The following is a 16,824-nucleotide window of genomic DNA, read 5'->3' as shown; positions in this document are numbered from 1 at the left end:
GCTTTTGGCGTCATGCGACACGGCCCAGCCGGACGATCGGGGCGGGACGGGACGTGGCGCGAAAGCGGGAATTACCGTCATCGAACTGCCAGGTGACAGCGGCATCATTCTTGCGAGATTTCACCCGAAAGGACATTGACCATGAAGATGAAAGCGACCGATTTGCCGCCGGCGCGCGCCCAGCTCAAGGGTCTGCTGCATGGAGCCGACATGGGCGAGATGCAGGGTGCCTACCTACCGTCCCGGCCGGAACCGATTTCTGCCCGCTGCCGGAGGGGCTGAAGAACGATCACTGCCAATGCCCGCACTGGGGGTACCTCATCGAGGGCCGTATTGTCGTCAACACCGAGGATGGCACCGAGGAAATCGTGGAACCGGCAGATTTCTGTTACTGGCCTGCCGGCCATACCGTCCGCATGGAGGCGGATACGAAACAGGTGGAGTTCAGCCCGCGGGACGAGATGAACGCGGTTCCGGACCACGTCGTCGGCAAGATGGGCTGACCACGCGCCGCGCGGCGGCGCTAGTTGGCGCGCCGCCGTTCCTCTGCCTTGTCCAGCATCGCCATCGCCTCGTCGGATTCGCCGCGGCCGACGATGCGGAAGGGGCGTTCGATCATCCGGTTGTAGGTGTCGAAGAATTCCTCGACGTCCCAGGCGAAGCCGTCGCGCATGTCGCTCAGCGTCTCCACCGCGCCGAAGATCCGGCTCATGTTCGCGATGGCGACGACCCGGTCGTTGCGGGCCATGGTGCCGTCCTCGTCGTTCTCCATCTTGAGCACGCCGATCAGGCGGCTTTCGATCAGTGCGCCGGCGGGGACGGAGCCGGCGGTGACGAGCATGATGTCGAGCGCATCGCCGTCCTCGGCCAGCGTGTTCGGCACGAAGCCGAAGGAGAACGGGAAGGTCACGCCCTCGGGCAGTTCGAGCGCGATGCGGAAGAGCCCGCTGTCGTCCACGTCGTACTTGTGCCGGCTGCCCTTGGGCGTTTCCACGAAGACGTTGACGGCGCCGCCGTCGGTGCGCGGCGGAACGGTCTCGATCGCTGTGTTGAACATCGGGTTCTCCTGGCTGGGGCTCGCGCGGCCAACGTCCGGGCCGGGTCGGGGGTTTCATCGCGAGCGGCATCGGGTCGCGCCGCATCGGGCGACTGGCCGCGCGACGAGCCCCGCGATAAGAGGGTCGCGCCCGACGGAGGAGAGAGGCCGCATGACCCGACAGAAGTATACCCGCGAAGAGGCGCTCGCGTTTCATCTCGAGCCCGAGCCGGGCAAGTGGGAGGTGCAGGCGACGGTGCCGATGACGACCCAGCGGGACCTGTCACTGGCCTATTCGCCGGGCGTCGCGGTGCCCTGCGAGGAGATCGCCCGGGATCCGGAGCTGGCCTACGACTATACCAACAAGGGCAATCTCGTCGCGGTGATCTCGAACGGGACGGCGGTGCTCGGGCTCGGCAACCTCGGCGCGCTCGGCGGCAAGCCGGTGATGGAGGGCAAGTCGGTGCTCTTCAAGCGGTTCGCCGACGTGAACTCGATCGACATCGAGCTCGACACCGAGGACCCGGACGCGTTCTGCAACGCGGTCCGGCTGATGGGGCCGACCTTCGGCGGCATCAACCTCGAGGACATCAAGGCGCCGGAATGCTTCATCATCGAGCAGCGTCTCAAGGAAGAGATGGACATCCCCGTCTTTCACGACGACCAGCATGGCACCGCGGTGATCTGCGCCGCCGGGCTGATCAACGCGCTGCACCTGAGCGACAAGAAGATCGAGGACGTGAAGATCGTGCTGAACGGCGCGGGCGCCGCCGGGATCGCGTGCATCGAGCTTCTGAAATCCATGGGCGCGCGCCACGAGAACTGCATCGTATGTGACACCAAGGGCGTGATCTACCAGGGCCGCGCCGACGGCATGAACCAGTGGAAGTCGGCGCATGCCGTGGCGACCGAGCTGCGCACGCTCGAGTAGGCGATGCAGGGTGCGGACGTGTTCCTCGGCGTGTCGGTGAAGGGCGCGGTGACGCAGGACATGGTCCGTGGGATGGCCGACAAGCCGGTGATCTTCGCGATGGCGAACCCCGATCCCGAGATCACGCCCGAGGAGGCGCAGGAGGTGCGCCCCGACGCCATCGTCGCGACCGGGCGGTCGGACTACCCCAACCAGGTGAACAACGTCCTCGGGTTTCCCTACCTGTTCCGCGGCGCGCTCGACATCCATGCGCGGGCGATCAACGACGAGATGAAGATCGCCTGCGCCGAGGCACTGGCCGCGCTGGCCCGCGAGGACGTGCCCGACGAGGTCGCCATGGCCTACTCGAAGACGCTGAGCTTCGGGCGGGACTACATCATCCCGACGCCGTTCGATCCGCGGCTGATCTACACGATCCCGCCGGCGGTGGCCAAAGCCGGCATGGACACCGGCGCGGCGCGGCGGCCGATCGTCGACATGGATCGCTACGAACTGCACCTGAAGCAGCGGCTGGATCCGACCGCGTCGATCCTGCAGGGGATCACGGCGCGGGCGCGCGCCGCGCAGGCGCGGATGATCTTCGCCGAGGGCGACGATCCGCGCGTGCTGCGCGCCGCGGTCATGTACCAGCGCAACGGCTTCGGCCAGGCGCTGGTGGTGGGCCGCGAAAGCGACGTCGCCGCGAAGCTCGAAGCCGCCGGCATGGCCGACGCGGTGCGCGAGCTCGAGGTGGTGAACGCCGCCAATACCCGGCATCTCGAGACCTACAAGGAGTTCCTCTATGCCCGGCTGCAGCGGCAGGGACAGGACCGGCAGGACATTCACCGGCTCGCCGCGCGGGACCGCCACGTCTTTGCCGCGCTGATGCTGCGGCACGGGCACGGCGACGGGCTGGTGACGGGGGCGACGCGAAAGTCGGCGCACGTGATGCGGCTCATCAACCACGTCTTCGACGCCGACGCGGCGCACGGCGCCGCCGGGGTCACGGCGCTGGTGCAGAACGGGCGGATCGTGCTGATCGCCGACACGCTGGTCCACGAATGGCCGGACGAGATCGACCTGGCCAACATCGCCGAGCGCGGCGCCGGCGTGGCGCGGCATCTCGGGCTCGAGCCGCGGGTCGCCTTCGTGTCGTTCTCGACCTTCGGCTACCCGGTATCGGAACGCGCGGAGAAGATGCACAAGGCGCCCGACGTGCTGGACGCCCGCGGCGTCGACTTCGAGTACGAGGGCGAGATGACGGTGGACGTCGCGCTGAACGCGCGCGCGCGCGAGGCCTACCCGTTCCAGCGGCTGACCGGATCGGCCAACGTCCTGGTGGTGCCGGCGCGGCATTCGGCCTCGATCTCGGTCAAGTTGATGCAGGAGATGGCGGGTGCCACGGTGATCGGGCCGATCCTGTCGGGGATCGACGAGTCGATCCAGATCTGCTCCACCGGATCCACGGCGAACGACATTCTCAACATGGCGGTCCTCGCCGCGTGCAAGGTCGGATGAGGCGGGCGGATCCGATGCGGCCCGGTACGTGGCCCGTCACCCCGGCGGCGGTCCGGTCGGACAGCTTTCGGATCGAGTATTTTGACCAAGAAGAAGCGGGGGGCGCGGCGCACCGTGCCGCGCCTCCGGCCTCGGGCATGAGGGGAGTGCGGGGATGACCATCTGGAACCTCGGGTCGATCAACGCGGACCTCGTCTATCGCGTGCCGCACCTGCCGGGGCCGGGCGAGACGCTCGGTGCGCGGTCCCTGAGCCGCGGGCTGGGCGGGAAGGGCGCGAACATGTCCGTGGCCGCGGCACGCGCGGCGGCGCGGGTCGTGCATCTGGGCGCGGTCGGGCGCGAGGGCGCCTGGATGGTCGAGCGGCTGCTGGAATACGGGGTCGACACGCGGTGGATCGCCACGCGGGCGGGCGACAGCGGACACGCGGTGATCTGCGTCGACGATGCCGGCGAGAACCTGATCGTGATCCATCCCGGCGCCAACCGCGAGATCCAAGATGCCGAAGTTGCGGCGGCGCTCGACACGGCCGCGCCGGGCGACTGGTTCCTGTCGCAGAACGAGACCAACGGACAGGTGGCGGGGGCCGAGGCGGCGCGGGCGCGGGGGCTGCGCGTGGCCCATGCCGCCGCGCCGTTCGAGCCCGACGCGGCCCGCGCGATCCTGCCGCTGGTGGACCTGCTGGTTCTGAACGCGGTGGAGGCGGCGCAGCTCGAGGCGGCGACGGGGGCGCGGATCGATGCGCTCGGCGTGGCCGATGTGGTGGTCACCCGCGGCGGCGACGGGTGCCGATGGCATCATGGCGACGCGTCACCGGTGGACGTGCCCGCACTTGCCGTCGACCCGGTGGATACGACGGGGGCGGGGGACACCTTCACCGGGTTCCTGATCGCCGGTCTGGATCGCGGCCTGCCGATGCGGCAGGCGCTGGCCCTGGCCACGCAGGCGGCCGCGCTCATGGTCACGCGGGCCGGGGCCGCAGACGTCATCCCCGATCTCAAGGAGATCGAGGAGTCGCGCCTGGGCTCCTGACCGGACTCAGACGAACGGCGCGTCCTCGCCCCAGATCTCGCGGACGCGTTCGTCGCGGCGGCAGGCGGTCCGGTAGCGCTCGTAGGCGTCGGCGCGGTCGATCCAGCCGAAGCGGGTCAGCGTGCGCTCGGTGCTCTTGTAGTAGTCCTGGTGGTAGTCCTCGGCCTCGTAGAAGGTGTCGGCGTCGAGGATGGGCGTGACGACCTCGCGGCCGAGCGTCTCCTCGGCGGCGGCCTTTGCGGCCTCGGCGTCGGCGCGGGCCACGGGGCCGTCGACGAAGATCGCGGTGCGGTAGCTTTCGCCGCGGTCGCAGAACTGGCCGCCGTCGTCGAACGGGTCGATCGAGCGGAAGAACAGGTCGTAGAGCTGGCGGCGCGACACCGTCTCGGGGTCGTAGACGATCTCGGTGGCCTCGTAATGGCCGGTGCCGCCGGCGACGACCTGCTTGTAGGTCGGATCCTCGACATCGCCGCCGGTATACCCGGAGACGACCTCGCTCACGCCGTCGACCTTTTCGAAGTCGGCCTCGACGCACCAGAAGCAACCGCCGGCGACGGTGATCTCGGCCGCGGCGGCGGCGCCGGCGAGGGCAGGCATCGCGGCGCAGGCGAGCGCGGCGGCGCGCAGGACTTTGGGCAGGGTCATGATCGCTCTCCTCTGCAGGCTGTGCCCGTGAGGGTGGAGCGGTCCGGACCGCGCGGCAACATCCCCTGCCGCGCGGTCACGGAGAGATGAAGCGTCTCAGCAGGCCATCTGCGGACGCGGCGAGACGTCGTCGAGCAGCGAGGTGGCGAGATCCTGGATCCGGCCGGCCTCTTCCTCGGTCAGCGCGCCGCGGGTCAGCAGCTTCTTGCACAGGGCGCGGAAGGTCTGCTGCGTCGAGCGGCGCGGCGTCGGGTCCGCGGCGAAGACATCGCTGTGCGCGGGCGTGGCGAGGAGCCGGCGCGCGGACTGGCGCACACGGTTGCGGCGCAACGCGCTCTGCGGGACCGAAGCGATGAGGGCGATATCCATGAGTGTGTTGTTGGCAAGCGTCATGATCTTTCTCCGCGACACGCCTGACGTGAGGATGTCAGGCTCAGGTTGTGCCTTAATTCTTAACCACCATTCAGGGGTTGTGAATGCGGGGATTCCCTTAACGCGTTCACCCAGTGGCAACAGTGAAAGGGTCCGACCCCTCATTATGTCGCGATCCGGCGACAATAGGTTGACGCCAATCAGCCCCAGGGCCCGGAATGCGGCGACGATTCGCGTCTGACGGGAGACTTCGCCATGTTCCCGGAGCCTGCCGCCATCTTTTCGAGGGCGATGACACGATTCTCGGTCGCCGGGTGTGTCGCGAACAGGTTGTCATGCCGGTGCGCGTGCAGGGGGTTCACGATGAACATGTGCGCGGTCGCCGGGTTGCGTTCGGCGGCGTCGTTGTCGATGCGCGCGGCGCCGGCTGAAATGCGCTCCAGCGCCGAAGCGAGCCAGAGCGGGTTGCCGCAGATCTCGGCTCCCGCGCGGTCGGCCGCGTATTCGCGCGTGCGGCTGATGGCCATCTGCACGAGCGCCGCAGCAAGGGGCGCGAGGATCATCATCAGGAGGGCCCCGACGATGCCGAGCCCGCCTTCGCGACGTCCCCCAAAAAAGAGCGCGAAGTTCGCCAGCATCGAGATCGCGCCCGCGAAGGTCGCGGTCACGGTCATGATCGCGGTGTCGCGGTTGCGGATATGGGCGAGCTCGTGCGCGACGACGCCGGCCAGTTCCTCGCGGCTGAGGCTCTGCATGAGGCCGGTGGTCACGGCCACCGCGGCGTTCGTCGGGTCGCGGCCCGTGGCGAAGGCGTTGGGCTGCGGCGTCTCGACGATGTAGACCGCCGGCATCGGCAGCCCGGCGTTGCGGGCCAACTCCTCGACCATGCGCGAGAGGCCCGACGGGTCGTTCGGCGGGATGGGCCGCGCATTGTGCATGCGCAGGACCATCTTGTCCGAGTTCCACCACGACCAGGCGTTCATGCCGGCCGCGACGACGAGCGCCACGACCATGCCGCCGGTTCCGGCAAGCAGGTAGCCGAGCCCGATAAAGAGGGCCGTCATGGCGGCCATCAGGAGGGCCGTCTTGGCGTAGTTCATCGCGCGCTCCCGCAGAAAGGACGCCGCAGATATAGGCGCGCGGGAGCGCGCCACAAAGTCGCCAACTTCATCCGGCGGCGAAGGTCAGCCACATCGCGACCTCGGCGATGCGCTGCACCGCGCCGAGCACGTCGCCGGTCTGACCGCCAAGGCGGGACTGCACCCGGGCTGCGACGGCGGCGACGGCGAGCGTGGCGACGAGCGCGGCAGCGAGGGCCGGCGGCCCGAGAAGGAGGCCGAGCGCGAGGCAGAGGACCGTGCCCGGCGCCCACGCGCGCCCGAGCCCGCCCGCGGCCGAGTGGCCGAGCCCGTCGTCCCGGGCCGGCGGCATCCAGCCCGACGCGCAAAGCATCGCGAGCCGGCTCGCCGCCGCCGCGAAGAGGAACTGCCCGAGATCCGCGTCCGGCCCGAGCGCGCCGAGCGCGGCGGCCTCGACCCCGATGATGAAGACGAGGGCGAGCACGCCGTAGCTGCCGATCCGGCTGTCGCGCATGACGTCGAGTATATGCGGGCGGTCGCGGCCCCCGCCGAGCCCGTCGGCGAGATCGGCCAGACCGTCGTGATGCAGACCGCCTGTGACGAGCGCCATGCCACCGAGCGCCAGAAGCGCGGCGGCGAGCGGTGGCGCGCCGGCGGCAAGAGCGAGCGACAGGACCGCCCAGCCCAGCGCGCCAACCGGCAGGCCCGCGAGGGGATAGGCCCAGCGCGCGGCCGACAGCGGCGGCGGCGGGTCCACGAGCCGCCCCACCGGCAGGCGCGTGAGCAGCATCAGCGCGAGCCGCAGTTCCTCGGCGCGGCGGCGCGGGCCGGTCATCCGCCCGCGACGCCCGCTTCGGCGAAGGTGGCCATGCCGTTGTGGCATTCGAGCGCCGCGCGCAGGAGCGACAGGGCAAGCGCCGCGCCGGTGCCCTCGCCCAGCGCCATGCCGAGATCGAGAAGCGGATCCTGGCCGATCGCGGCGCACAGGCGGGCATGGCCGGGCTCTCGGCTGACATGCGCGACGCGCGCGTGCGCGAGAAAGGCGGGATCGGCGGCAAACAGCGGGGCGGCCGCGGCCGTGCAGATGAAGCCGTCGAGCAGGACCGGAATGCGCGCGACGCGGGCGGCGAGGATCGCGCCGCAGATCGCCGCCTGTTCGCGCCCGCCGAGCGCGGCGAGGATGGCGAGGCCGGTCGCGTCCGCATGGCGGGAGAGGCCGGCCTCGACCGTCGCGATCTTGCGCGCGACGCCGGCATCGTCGGCGCCGGTGCCGCGGCCGACCCAGTCCACCGCCGGACCGCCGCATACCGCGCAGGCGAGCGCGGCGGACACGGTGGAATTGCCGATGCCCATTTCTCCGAGGATCAGGACATCGCACTTGGGATCCACCGCCTCTGCGCCAGTGCGCATCGCATCGAGACATTCGGCCTCGGTCATCGCCGGGGCTTCGGTGAAGTCGGCCGTGGGGCGATCGAGCTCCAGCGGAACGACCGACAGGCGCGCGCCGGCGTGACGGCACAGCTGGTTGATGGCGGCGCCGCCGCGTTCGAAATTCGCGACCATCTGCGCGGTCACCTCGGGCGGGAAGGGGCTGACCCCGCGCGCGGTGATGCCGTGGTTCCCCGCAAAGACGAGCGCCTGCGCATCGAACACGTGCGGCCGCGGATCGCCGCGCCACCCCGCCATGAAGATCGCCAGCTCCTCGAGCCGGCCGAGCGATCCCGGCGGCTTCGTGAGCGTGTCCTGCCGCGCGCGCGCTGCGTCCGCGGCCCCGTCATCGAAGCCGGGCAGGGTGGGGGCGCTGTCCGCCAAGGCGGCGAGGCTGTCGAAGGGAAGATCGGTCATTGCGGCTTTACCTTCACGGGGTAGCCCGCGACGCAGAGCGTGACCTCGTCGGCCACCCGCGCGACGCGCTGGTTCAGAAGGCCGGCCGCGTCACGGAACCGGCGGGCGAGGGCGTTGTCCGGGACGATCCCGCCGCCGACCTCGTTCGTGACCAGGACCACCGGCGCGGTCTGGCGGGCGAGGGCGTCGGTCAGGGCATCCGCCGCGGCCTCCCAATCGTGCTCTGCAAGAAGCAGGTTGGTGAGCCAAAGCGTCAGGCAGTCGACGAGGCGCGGCGCCGTGCCGTCGCTGTCCTCGATCGCTTGCGCCAGGTCGATCGGGGCCGCGACCGTGCGCCATTCCGCGCCGCGCCGGGCCTGGTGCCGTTCGATGCGCTCGGCCATTTCGGCATCGTGCGCTTTGGCGGTGGCGATGTATATCGCCGGCGTGCCGAGCCCCAGCGTCACGGTCTCGGCCAGGGTGCTCTTGCCCGACCGCGCGCCGCCGGTGATGAGGATCGACTTTCCCATGGCGTCGTGACATTGCAGAAAGCCCGCCGGGGGAAAAGACCTCTCATGTCACCGGATCCGACCGTGCCCGAGCCCGCCGCATTGCCGCCCGCGCTCCTTCTCGTGCGCCACGCGCCGGCCGATCACGGCGGGCGGCTGACGGGGCGTCGCGACGTTCCGGCATGCCTGCCGCCGGACGCGGCGCTCGATGCGATCCGGCGCGCGATCGCCGGCGCGCGGATCGTGGCGAGCCCGGCCCGGAGATGTCGCGAAACGGCGGCCGCCCTGGCTGGCGGGGTCGACGTGCCCGTGGATGCACGGCTCTGGGAACAGGACTTCGGGACCCACGAGGGCGTGCCGTTCGCCGACCTGCCGGACCTCGGACCGATGTCGCGCGTGGCGCTGGCGGCGCACCGCTATCCGGGCGGCGAGAGCTTTCTCGACATGGCGGCGCGCGTTGCCGAACCGCTGTCGGAGTTTGCCGCAGAGGTGCGGAACGGTGCGCGGATCGCGGTGATCGCCCATGCCGGCACGGTGCGCGCGGCGCTGGCCCTCGCGCTTGGGGATCCGGCCGATGCGCTCGGCTTCGAGGTGGCGCCGTTGTCGGTCACGCGGCTGACCTGCTGGCCCGGTGGGCTCTCCGTGGCCTGCGTAAACTGGAGTCCGGAGTGACCGGGATGGTGCGGGTCGCCGGTCACTTCGGCGAATGGGTGCAGGGCCGGGTCGGACCCGGCGGGCCGCTGGCGCTTGTCACCGTGTCCTGCCCGGCGCTGGCCGTCACCGCGCGGGTCGAAAAGGACGGGTCCGCCGGCATCGATCAGCGGCCGGTCGTCCTGTCGCCCGAGGCGATCGCGCGGCTTGTCGCGGCGCTCGGGCTCTCGCCCGGGCGCGTTGTAATGCGGGCCGAAATGCCGCCCGGCGGCGGCGCAGGGGCATCGACAGCGGCGCTGGTGGCGCTGGCCCGCACTTGCGGCAGCGCGGCGGGCCCGGCGGAGATCGCCGCGGCATGCCTGGCCGCCGAGGGCGCGACCGACCCACTGATGATGCCCGCGCCGGACGCTCTTTTGTGGGCGCCGCGGGCGGCACGGCCTCTGCGCGCGGTGCCGCCGCCGCCGCGGGCCGAGATCGTCGGCGGTTTCTTCGGCCCGCCGATTGCCACCGATCCCGCCGATCTCGACTTCCCCGACGTCCAGGACCTTATCGAGTCGTGGGGCGCGGCGCGCAGCCTGTCGCGCATCGCGTGGATCGCCTCGACCTCGGCGCGCCGCACGACGCGGGCGCGCGGGCCGAAAGACGACCCGACCGCGGAGATCGCTCGCGAGCTTGGCGCGTTGGGCTGGGTGCGTGCCCATACCGGCTCGGCTCGCGGGTTGATCTTTGCGCCCGGGACGGTCCCGCCCACGGCCGAGCCCGCGTTGGCTGCGGCCGGTCTGACCGGGATCATGCGCTTCGCGACCGGGGGTCGGGCATGAGCGCGGCGCTGGCGATGTTGCTGGCCGGGCTGATCGACGCGCGGGTGGGGTGGCCCGACGCGGTCCATGCGCGGATCGGCCACCCGGTGACGTGGATCGGAGCGCTGATCGCCCGGCTCGACCAACGTCTGAACGATCCTCATGCACGCGACGATGCGCGCGTTCGGGCCGGAACAGTGACTGTTATCGCGGTTCTCGGTGTGGTCGCGCTTGCGGCGATCGTCGTTCAGGCGCTGTTGCCGGGCGGCGTGGTTGGAGTCGCCCTGACCGCGCTTCTCGCCTGGCCGTTCCTTGCCGTGCGGTCGATGCACGATCACGTCGCGGCGGTGGCTGAGCCGCTTGGCGATGGCGACCTGTCCGGCGCGCGCGCTGCCGTGGCGATGATCGTCGGGCGGGATCCCCGGCGGCTCGACGACGCTGGCGTGGCGCGCGCGGCGCTGGAGAGCCTCGCCGAGAACACGTCGGACGGCATCGTCGCGCCGTTGTTCTGGGGCGTGATCGGCGGACTTCCGGGGATCGCGCTCTACAAGGCGGTGAACACGATGGATTCGATGATCGGCCACCGGACACCGCGGCACGCGGCCTTCGGCCGGACGGCCGCGCGGCTCGACGATCTCGTGAATCTTGCGCCCGCGCGGCTGACCGGGCTGATCTTCGTGCTCGTCTCCTGGCGCCCGCGCGCCGCGTTCGGCGTGATGTGGCGCGACGCGCCGACGCACCGGTCACCCAATGCCGGATGGCCGGAGGCGGCGATGGCCGGGGCGCTGGGCGTACGGCTTTCGGGCCCGCGCGTCTATGCCGAGGGCGCGGCGCCGGAGCCGTGGATCAATGACGGCGCGCGCGATCCCGACGCGGCGGACCTCGCCGGCGGGCTTGAACTCTACCGCCGCGCGATGCTCTGTCTCGCGCTGATCCTCGCCGGCCTCGCGCTGGCCTGAAGCACGGGAGCGCGGACGATGCGCGATCACGGCGGCGACCTCGACAGGGCGATGGCGCAGTATGGTGCGGGCGACTGGCTCGACCTGTCCACCGGTATCAACGCCGTGCCCTATCCGGTGCCGCCGATCCCGGACCGCGCCTTTGCCGCGCTGCCGACCGTGGCCGAGAAAGCCGCGCTGGATGCGGCGGCGCACGAGGCCTACGGCGCGAGGGTCACGCCCGTTGCGCTCGCTGGCGCGCAGGCGGCGATCCAGCTGGTGCCGCGCCTGGGGTCGCCCGGGCACGCTCGGATCCTCGGGCCGACGTACAACGAGCATGCCGGCGCGCTGTCGGCGCAGGGCTGGACCGTCACGGAGGTGGACACCATCGCGGCGCTGTCCGGCGCGGATCTCGCCGTCGTGGTGAACCCCAACAATCCCGACGGACGCCGCTGGCGGCCCTCGGACCTCCTCGCGCTGCGGAAGGATGTGGACCGGTTGATCGTCGACGAGAGCTTTGCCGATCCGGAGCCAGAGCTGTCGCTTGCGCCCCAGATCGCGGACGCGACCGAGGGCCTCGTCGTCCTGCGCTCCTTCGGCAAGTTCTTTGGTCTGGCCGGGTTGCGGCTCGGCTTCGCGCTCGCCGGATCGGCGGAATCGGAGGCATTGCGCGCGCTGGCGGGGCCGTGGGCCGTGAGCGGGCCGGCGATCGCGATCGGCGCCACGGCGTTGCGCGACGGCACATGGCAGGCGGCAACGCGGGCGCGTCTGAACGCGGACGCCGCGCGGCTCGACGCGCTGGCGGACTCGGCCGGATGGCGGCTGGTGGGGGGCACGCCGCTCTTTCGGACCTATGTCACGCCCGATGCGACCGCGGCGCAGGCGGCGCTGGCCACACGGCAGATCTGGACCCGCATCTTCCCCTATTCGGACCGGTGGATCCGGCTGGGGCTTCCGGGGCGCGAGGCGGACTGGCAGCGGCTCGAAACCGCGCTCATGCGTCTCTAGCCCGCCGCGAGAAGCAGCCCGTCGATGTCGAGATGCGCCTCCAGGTGCGCGGCGAGCGCGTCGAGCGTGGCGTCCACGGTCGCGTCATAGCGCGCCTCGGACCGTGCGCCGAACCCACCGAGCCATGCGGCTCGGAACGCGTCGTCGCGAAACATGCCGTGCAGGTAGCTGCCTGCGACGCGGCCATCGGGTCGCACCGCGCCCTCGGGTCTGCCGTCGACCCGGGCAAAGGGGCGCGCGCGGTCCGGGCCGTCGGTGCGCCCGATATGGATCTCGTATCCCGAGAAGGCGGTGCCGGAGGCCACGTGCTCGGCAGACACCTCGCTCAGCCGCTTTTCCGGGTGCATGACGGTGGCCGCGTCGAGCAGGCCGAGCCCCGGATCCGTGCCGGGGTCGCCCTCGATGCCGCCCGGATCGGCGACCGACGCGCCAAGCATCTGGTAGCCGCCACAAATTCCGAGGACATGGCCACCCCGCCGCACATGCGCGGCAAGATCGACATCCCACCCCTGGGCCCGCAGAAAGGCGAGGTCGCCCCGCGTCGATTTCGTGCCCGGCAGGATCACGACATCCGCGTCGCCCGGGATCGCGTGACCGGGGCCGAGCATGGTCAGGCGCACGCCGGGCTCCTGCGCGAGCGGGTCCAGATCGTCGAAGTTCGCGATGCGCGACAGGCGCAGGCACACGATGTGCAGCCCCTCGGCCCGGCCGCCTTCGGCGATATCGAGAGCGTCCTCGGCCGGCAGGCGCCATGCCTCGCCGAACCACGGCACCACCCCGAAGCCGCGCCAGCCGGTGCGCGCCTCGATGAGCGCATAGCCGTCGTCGAAGAGGCTGGGATCGCCGCGGAACCGGTTGATGAGAAAACCGCGGATCCGGGCGGCATCTGCGTCCGAAATCACGGCCTGCGTGCCCACGATCTGCGCGATGACGCCACCGCGGTCGATATCGCCGGCGAGGATCACCGGCACGTTCGCCGCCTCTGCAAAGCCCATGTTGGCAATATCGCCCGCACGCAGGTTCACCTCGGCCGGGCTTCCGGCGCCTTCGACCAGCACGAGGTCGTGTGCGGCGGTCAGGCGGCCGAAGCTTTCGAGCACCTTGTCCATGAGCTGCGGCTTCAGCCGCGCATAGTCGCGGGCCCGCGCGGTGGTCAGCCGCCGTCCCTGCACGACGACCTGCGCGCCCACATCGGTTTCGGGTTTCAGAAGCACCGGGTTCATGTCGGTGTGCGGCGGCAGGCCGGCGGCCAGCGCCTGCAACGCCTGCGCACGCCCGATCTCGCCACCGTCGGCGGTCACCGCCGCGTTGTTCGACATGTTCTGCGGCTTGAACGGCGCGACGGACAGCCCGCGTGCCCGCGCCGCGCGGCAAAGCCCCGCGACGAGCAGCGACTTGCCGACATTGGAGCCGGTGCCCTGGATCATCAGCGCCGTCACGTCGTGTTCCTCAGCCCAGGCCGATGCGGCGCGGGAGCTCCGCGCGGCTGTGCGGCGTGAAGTGGAAGACGCGCCAGCCGCGCCGGGCTGCGGCGTCGACATTGGCCTCGGTGTCGTCGATCAGCAGGATGCGGTCGGGCCGAAGCTGCGCCCAGTCTTCGATCGCCCGGAAGAACCCGGCATCGGGTTTCGCGACGCCAAGTGCGCCCGAGGCGAACATCTTTTCGACCCGCCGGGCGAAGCCCATCCAGTGCATGATGTCGTCGGCGCGGCGGACAGGGTTGTTCGTGCCGATCACGGCGCGCGGTCCGCTGCGTTCGAGCCATCCGATCGTTTCCGCGTCGGGCCGCGCATCGGCGGCCAGCCAATGCGAAAAGAACGCCTCGCCGCTCAGTCCGTGCCCCTCGGCGGCCAGCCACGCATCCAGTTCGTCCACCGGATCGACCGCGCCGGTAAGCGCCGCTTCGGCGAGGCCCGGACGGGAGAGGAAGGCGCGGAACGCCGCAGGCGGGATGCCGAGATCGGTCTCGAGGTCGTCGACCCACGGGAACGGGCCGGTCGGCGGTTCGTGGTTCAGAACGCCGTCGAAGTCCCAGACGACGAGGTCCGGCGCCGTCATTCAGAACTCGACCCCGGCCTGCGCCTTCACGCCGTCGCGGAACGGATGCTTCACGAGGCTCATCTCGGTCACGAGGTCCGCGGCCTCGATCAGCTCCGGCTTGGCGTTGCGGCCGGTCAGGACGACGTGGGTCATCTCCGGTTTCTCGGTCAGCAGGAACTCCACCACCTCGTCGATGTCGAGGTAGTCGTAGCGCAGCGCGATGTTGATCTCATCGAGCAGGACGAACCGGATGTCGGGGTCGCGGATCTGGTCCTTCGCGATGTCCCACCCCGCGCGTGCGGCGGCGACGTCGCGCTCGCGGTCCTGGGTTTCCCAGGTGAAGCCCTCGCCCGACACGAAGAAACGGCACTCTTCGGCGAAGCGATCGCGAAGGAAGGTCTTTTCGCCGGTATCCCACGTGCCCTTGATGAACTGGACCACCGCGCAGGGCATGCCGTGGGCGATGCAGCGCATGATCATGCCGAAGGCGGAGGACGACTTGCCCTTGCCGGCGCCGGTATGGACGACGATCAGGCCCTTCTCCTCGGTCTTGGTCTTCATGATCTCGTCGCGGGCGGCCTTGATCCGCTTCATCTTCTCGTTGTGGCGGGCGGTGACGTCGTCCACGGGGCGGCTCCTTCGGCGAGGCTTGACAAGATCGGCGCTTCGCGCGCATGTCAGCCCATGCTGGTGCCCGTGTAAACGGGTGAAAAGGGAACGCCGAGGCCGGATCGTCCGGCCGAACGCAGCCGCCCCCGCGACCGTAGACGGAGGCGCCGTTCCATGCGCCACTGGCCCGTAGGGCCGGGAAGGCGGAACGGTCTGTCGGAGCCTCTCCGACCCTCCGCGAGCCGGGAGACCTGCCAGCCGGAACGACGCACGAACCGGACGGGGTGTTCCGGTGTCGGGACGCGAACGACCGGCGGCGCGGATCACGCAGCACCCGGCCGGATCGCCGCACCCGTCACCCGCCATGCCGTCCCGACCTTCGAAGGGAGGCCGAGATTGACCGACGATACGCGCGCTGCGGCGCCGGCCGAGCTTCTGGTCTGTATCAAGTGCCGCAAGGGGCAGGAGATGCCCGAGGACGCGCGGCGCCCGGGCGCGCACCTGTTCGATGCGCTGGCCGCGCGCGGTGCGCCCGAGGGGGTGTCGATCACCCCGGTCGAATGCCTGCAGAACTGTGACGCCGGCTGCACCGTGGCGCTGCGCGGTCCCGGGCGCTGGACCTACGTCTATGGCGGCCTCGATGCCGCGCGCGATGTCGAGACTCTGCTCGACGGCGCGGCGCGGTTCCGCGACACGCCCGACGGCCTGATCCCGTGGCGGGCCCGCCCCGAGCATTTCAAGCGCAATTGCGTGGCCCGCGTGCCGCCGCCGACACTTCCCACCTCCGAGGAGACCCCGCATGGCTGATCTCGAGAAGCTGCCCGTCACCATCGTCACCGGCTTTCTGGGTTCGGGAAAGACGACGCTGATCTCGCACCTGATGAAGAATCCCGAAGGCAAGCGGCTGGCCGTGGTCGTCAACGAATTCGGCGACGTGGGCGTCGACGGCGAGATCCTGAAGGGCTGCGCCATTCCCGATTGCCCGGCCGAGAACATCCTCGAGCTGGCGAACGGCTGCATCTGCTGCACCGTGGCGGACGATTTCATCCCGACGATCGAGGCTCTGCTGGCGCTGGATCCGCGGCCGGAGCACATCCTGATCGAGACGAGCGGGCTCGCGCTGCCAAAGCCGCTTCTGAAGGCGTTCGACTGGCCCGATATCCGCTCGCGCATCACCGTCGATGGCGTCATCGCGCTCGCCGACGCGGAGGCGGTGGCCGCCGGCCGGTTCGCGCCCGACGTGGCGCGCGTCGACGCGCAGCGGCTGGCCGACGACAGCCTCGACCACGAAACGCCGCTGTCGGAGGTGTTCGAGGACCAGATCTCCTGTGCCGACATCGTGCTCCTGACGAAACCCGACCTCGCCGGGCCGGAGGGTGTCGCGAAGGCGCGCGAGGTGATCGCGGCCGAGGCGCCCCGGCCGCTGCCGGTGGTGGAGGTCGCCGAGGGTGCCGTCGACCCGCGCGTGATCCTCGGGCTCGGCGCGGCCGCCGAGGACGACATGGACGCCCGCCCGTCGCATCACGACACGCCGCACGATCACGACCACGAGGATTTCGAAAGCGTCGTGATCGACCTGCCCGAGATCGACACGCCTGCCGCGCTGGTCGCGCGGATCGAACGGCTGGCCGAGGAACAGCGGATCCTGCGCGTGAAAGGGTATGCCGCCGTCGCCGGAAAGCCGATGCGGCTTCTGGTGCAGGCGGTCGGCGCGCGCGTGCGGCACCAGTTCGACCGGCCGTGGGCCCCGGACGAGACCCGCGCCGGACGGCTCGTTGTGATCGCCGAACACGACGATGTCGATGTGGCCCGGATCCGTGCGGTGCTGGCGCCGGAGGCGGTCGAGGCCGGCTGA

General features: G+C 70.7%; 19 protein-coding genes, 1 pseudogene and 1 riboswitch. Of the genes and pseudogenes, 10 read left to right on the top strand and 10 right to left on the bottom strand.

The genetic code is table 11. From position 1 onward, the window contains the following. The first annotated feature begins 141 nt into the window (after positions 1-141). Both ROJ8625_RS21055 and ROJ8625_RS21485 read left to right on the top strand, forming a co-directional pair. On the top strand, positions 142-282 hold the full coding sequence (locus tag ROJ8625_RS21055; protein ID WP_159456774.1) for a hypothetical protein: 141 nt from the start codon (positions 142-144) through the stop codon (positions 280-282). An 86-nt stretch (positions 283-368) separates the two neighbouring features. Continuing rightward, positions 369-503: a hypothetical protein gene (locus tag ROJ8625_RS21485; RefSeq protein WP_268794699.1), complete on the top strand. Its 135-nt coding sequence runs from the start codon at positions 369-371 to the stop codon at positions 501-503. A 20-nt stretch (positions 504-523) separates the two neighbouring features. Here ROJ8625_RS21485 and ROJ8625_RS13790 read toward each other — a convergent pair whose 3' ends face one another. After that, positions 524-1,057, bottom strand: a complete 534-nt coding sequence (locus ROJ8625_RS13790; protein WP_085792495.1) for an inorganic diphosphatase — start codon at positions 1,055-1,057, stop codon at positions 524-526. Between the two features lie 151 nt (positions 1,058-1,208). Between ROJ8625_RS13790 and ROJ8625_RS13785 the strand changes: the two are divergent. Further along, positions 1,209-3,464: pseudogene (locus tag ROJ8625_RS13785) on the top strand (NADP-dependent malic enzyme). 154 nt (positions 3,465-3,618) lie between these two features. After that, positions 3,619-4,494, top strand: a complete 876-nt coding sequence (locus ROJ8625_RS13780; protein ID WP_085792494.1) for a PfkB family carbohydrate kinase — start codon at positions 3,619-3,621, stop codon at positions 4,492-4,494. A gap of 6 nt (positions 4,495-4,500) precedes the next feature. Here ROJ8625_RS13780 and msrA read toward each other — a convergent pair whose 3' ends face one another. From msrA to cobU, 6 genes are all read right to left on the bottom strand, one after another. Beyond that, positions 4,501-5,139: a peptide-methionine (S)-S-oxide reductase MsrA gene (gene msrA / locus ROJ8625_RS13775; RefSeq protein ID WP_085792493.1), complete on the bottom strand. Its 639-nt coding sequence runs from the start codon at positions 5,137-5,139 to the stop codon at positions 4,501-4,503. Between the two features lie 96 nt (positions 5,140-5,235). Next, entirely contained in the window at positions 5,236-5,532 is a 297-nt protein-coding gene (locus ROJ8625_RS13770; protein WP_085792492.1) for a hypothetical protein, read from the bottom strand. Positions 5,533-5,711: 179 nt separating this feature from the next. Continuing rightward, the gene (gene htpX, locus ROJ8625_RS13765; RefSeq protein WP_085792491.1) at positions 5,712-6,611 is read right to left on the bottom strand and encodes a zinc metalloprotease HtpX; all 900 of its coding nucleotides are present in this window, start codon (positions 6,609-6,611) and stop codon (positions 5,712-5,714) included. A 67-nt stretch (positions 6,612-6,678) separates the two neighbouring features. Next, entirely contained in the window at positions 6,679-7,425 is a 747-nt protein-coding gene (locus tag ROJ8625_RS13760; protein WP_085792490.1) for an adenosylcobinamide-GDP ribazoletransferase, read from the bottom strand. Then, positions 7,422-8,435 (bottom strand): nicotinate-nucleotide--dimethylbenzimidazole phosphoribosyltransferase, encoded by a 1,014-nt coding sequence (gene cobT, locus ROJ8625_RS13755; RefSeq protein WP_085792489.1) that lies wholly within the window; start codon positions 8,433-8,435, stop codon positions 7,422-7,424. Before cobT ends, ROJ8625_RS13760 begins: the two co-directional genes overlap by 4 nt. Continuing rightward, positions 8,432-8,944 (bottom strand): bifunctional adenosylcobinamide kinase/adenosylcobinamide-phosphate guanylyltransferase, encoded by a 513-nt coding sequence (cobU, locus tag ROJ8625_RS13750; protein WP_085792488.1) that lies wholly within the window; start codon positions 8,942-8,944, stop codon positions 8,432-8,434. Before cobU ends, cobT begins: the two co-directional genes overlap by 4 nt. A 45-nt stretch (positions 8,945-8,989) precedes the next feature. Between cobU and ROJ8625_RS13745 the strand changes: the two genes are divergently transcribed. The 4 genes from ROJ8625_RS13745 to cobD are packed head-to-tail and all read left to right on the top strand — an operon-like array spanning position 8,990 to position 12,320. Continuing rightward, complete coding sequence (locus ROJ8625_RS13745; protein ID WP_085792487.1) at positions 8,990-9,595, top strand: histidine phosphatase family protein; 606 nt, start codon at positions 8,990-8,992, stop codon at positions 9,593-9,595. A 5-nt stretch (positions 9,596-9,600) separates the two neighbouring features. After that, a complete protein-coding gene (locus ROJ8625_RS13740; RefSeq protein ID WP_085792486.1) occupies positions 9,601-10,395 on the top strand; it encodes a hypothetical protein in 795 nt (264 codons plus the stop codon). Further along, entirely contained in the window at positions 10,392-11,333 is a 942-nt protein-coding gene (gene cbiB, locus ROJ8625_RS13735) for an adenosylcobinamide-phosphate synthase CbiB (RefSeq protein WP_085792485.1), read from the top strand. Before ROJ8625_RS13740 ends, cbiB begins: the two co-directional genes overlap by 4 nt. Before the next feature lie 18 nt (positions 11,334-11,351). Continuing rightward, a complete protein-coding gene (gene cobD / locus ROJ8625_RS13730) occupies positions 11,352-12,320 on the top strand; it encodes a threonine-phosphate decarboxylase CobD (RefSeq protein ID WP_085792484.1) in 969 nt (322 codons plus the stop codon). On the opposite strand, the gene ROJ8625_RS13725 is transcribed toward cobD, so the two are convergent. The 3 genes from ROJ8625_RS13725 to cobO are packed head-to-tail and all read right to left on the bottom strand — an operon-like array spanning position 12,317 to position 14,987. After that, a complete protein-coding gene (locus ROJ8625_RS13725; RefSeq protein WP_085792483.1) occupies positions 12,317-13,759 on the bottom strand; it encodes a cobyric acid synthase in 1,443 nt (480 codons plus the stop codon). The two genes, cobD and ROJ8625_RS13725, sit on opposite strands and share 4 nt — an antisense overlap. A gap of 10 nt (positions 13,760-13,769) precedes the next feature. Continuing rightward, the gene (locus ROJ8625_RS13720) at positions 13,770-14,378 is read right to left on the bottom strand and encodes an HAD family hydrolase (RefSeq protein ID WP_085792482.1); all 609 of its coding nucleotides are present in this window, start codon (positions 14,376-14,378) and stop codon (positions 13,770-13,772) included. Beyond that, entirely contained in the window at positions 14,379-14,987 is a 609-nt protein-coding gene (gene cobO / locus ROJ8625_RS13715) for a cob(I)yrinic acid a,c-diamide adenosyltransferase (protein ID WP_085792481.1), read from the bottom strand. 44 nt (positions 14,988-15,031) lie between these two features. Beyond that, a riboswitch (cobalamin riboswitch) is annotated at positions 15,032-15,242 on the top strand. Between the two features lie 123 nt (positions 15,243-15,365). On the opposite strand from cobO, the gene ROJ8625_RS13710 reads away from it, so the two are divergent. After that, complete coding sequence (locus tag ROJ8625_RS13710; protein ID WP_085792480.1) at positions 15,366-15,776, top strand: DUF1636 family protein; 411 nt, start codon at positions 15,366-15,368, stop codon at positions 15,774-15,776. Next, a complete protein-coding gene (gene cobW / locus ROJ8625_RS13705; RefSeq protein ID WP_085792479.1) occupies positions 15,769-16,824 on the top strand; it encodes a cobalamin biosynthesis protein CobW in 1,056 nt (351 codons plus the stop codon). Before ROJ8625_RS13710 ends, cobW begins: the two co-directional genes overlap by 8 nt.

Origin of the sequence: Roseivivax jejudonensis (assembly GCF_900172265.1) — a bacterium.
GTDB lineage: Bacteria > Pseudomonadota > Alphaproteobacteria > Rhodobacterales > Rhodobacteraceae > Roseivivax > Roseivivax jejudonensis.
The sequence above is the reverse complement of the archived record's forward strand: the minus strand, read 5'-3'. Positions and strand labels throughout refer to the sequence as shown.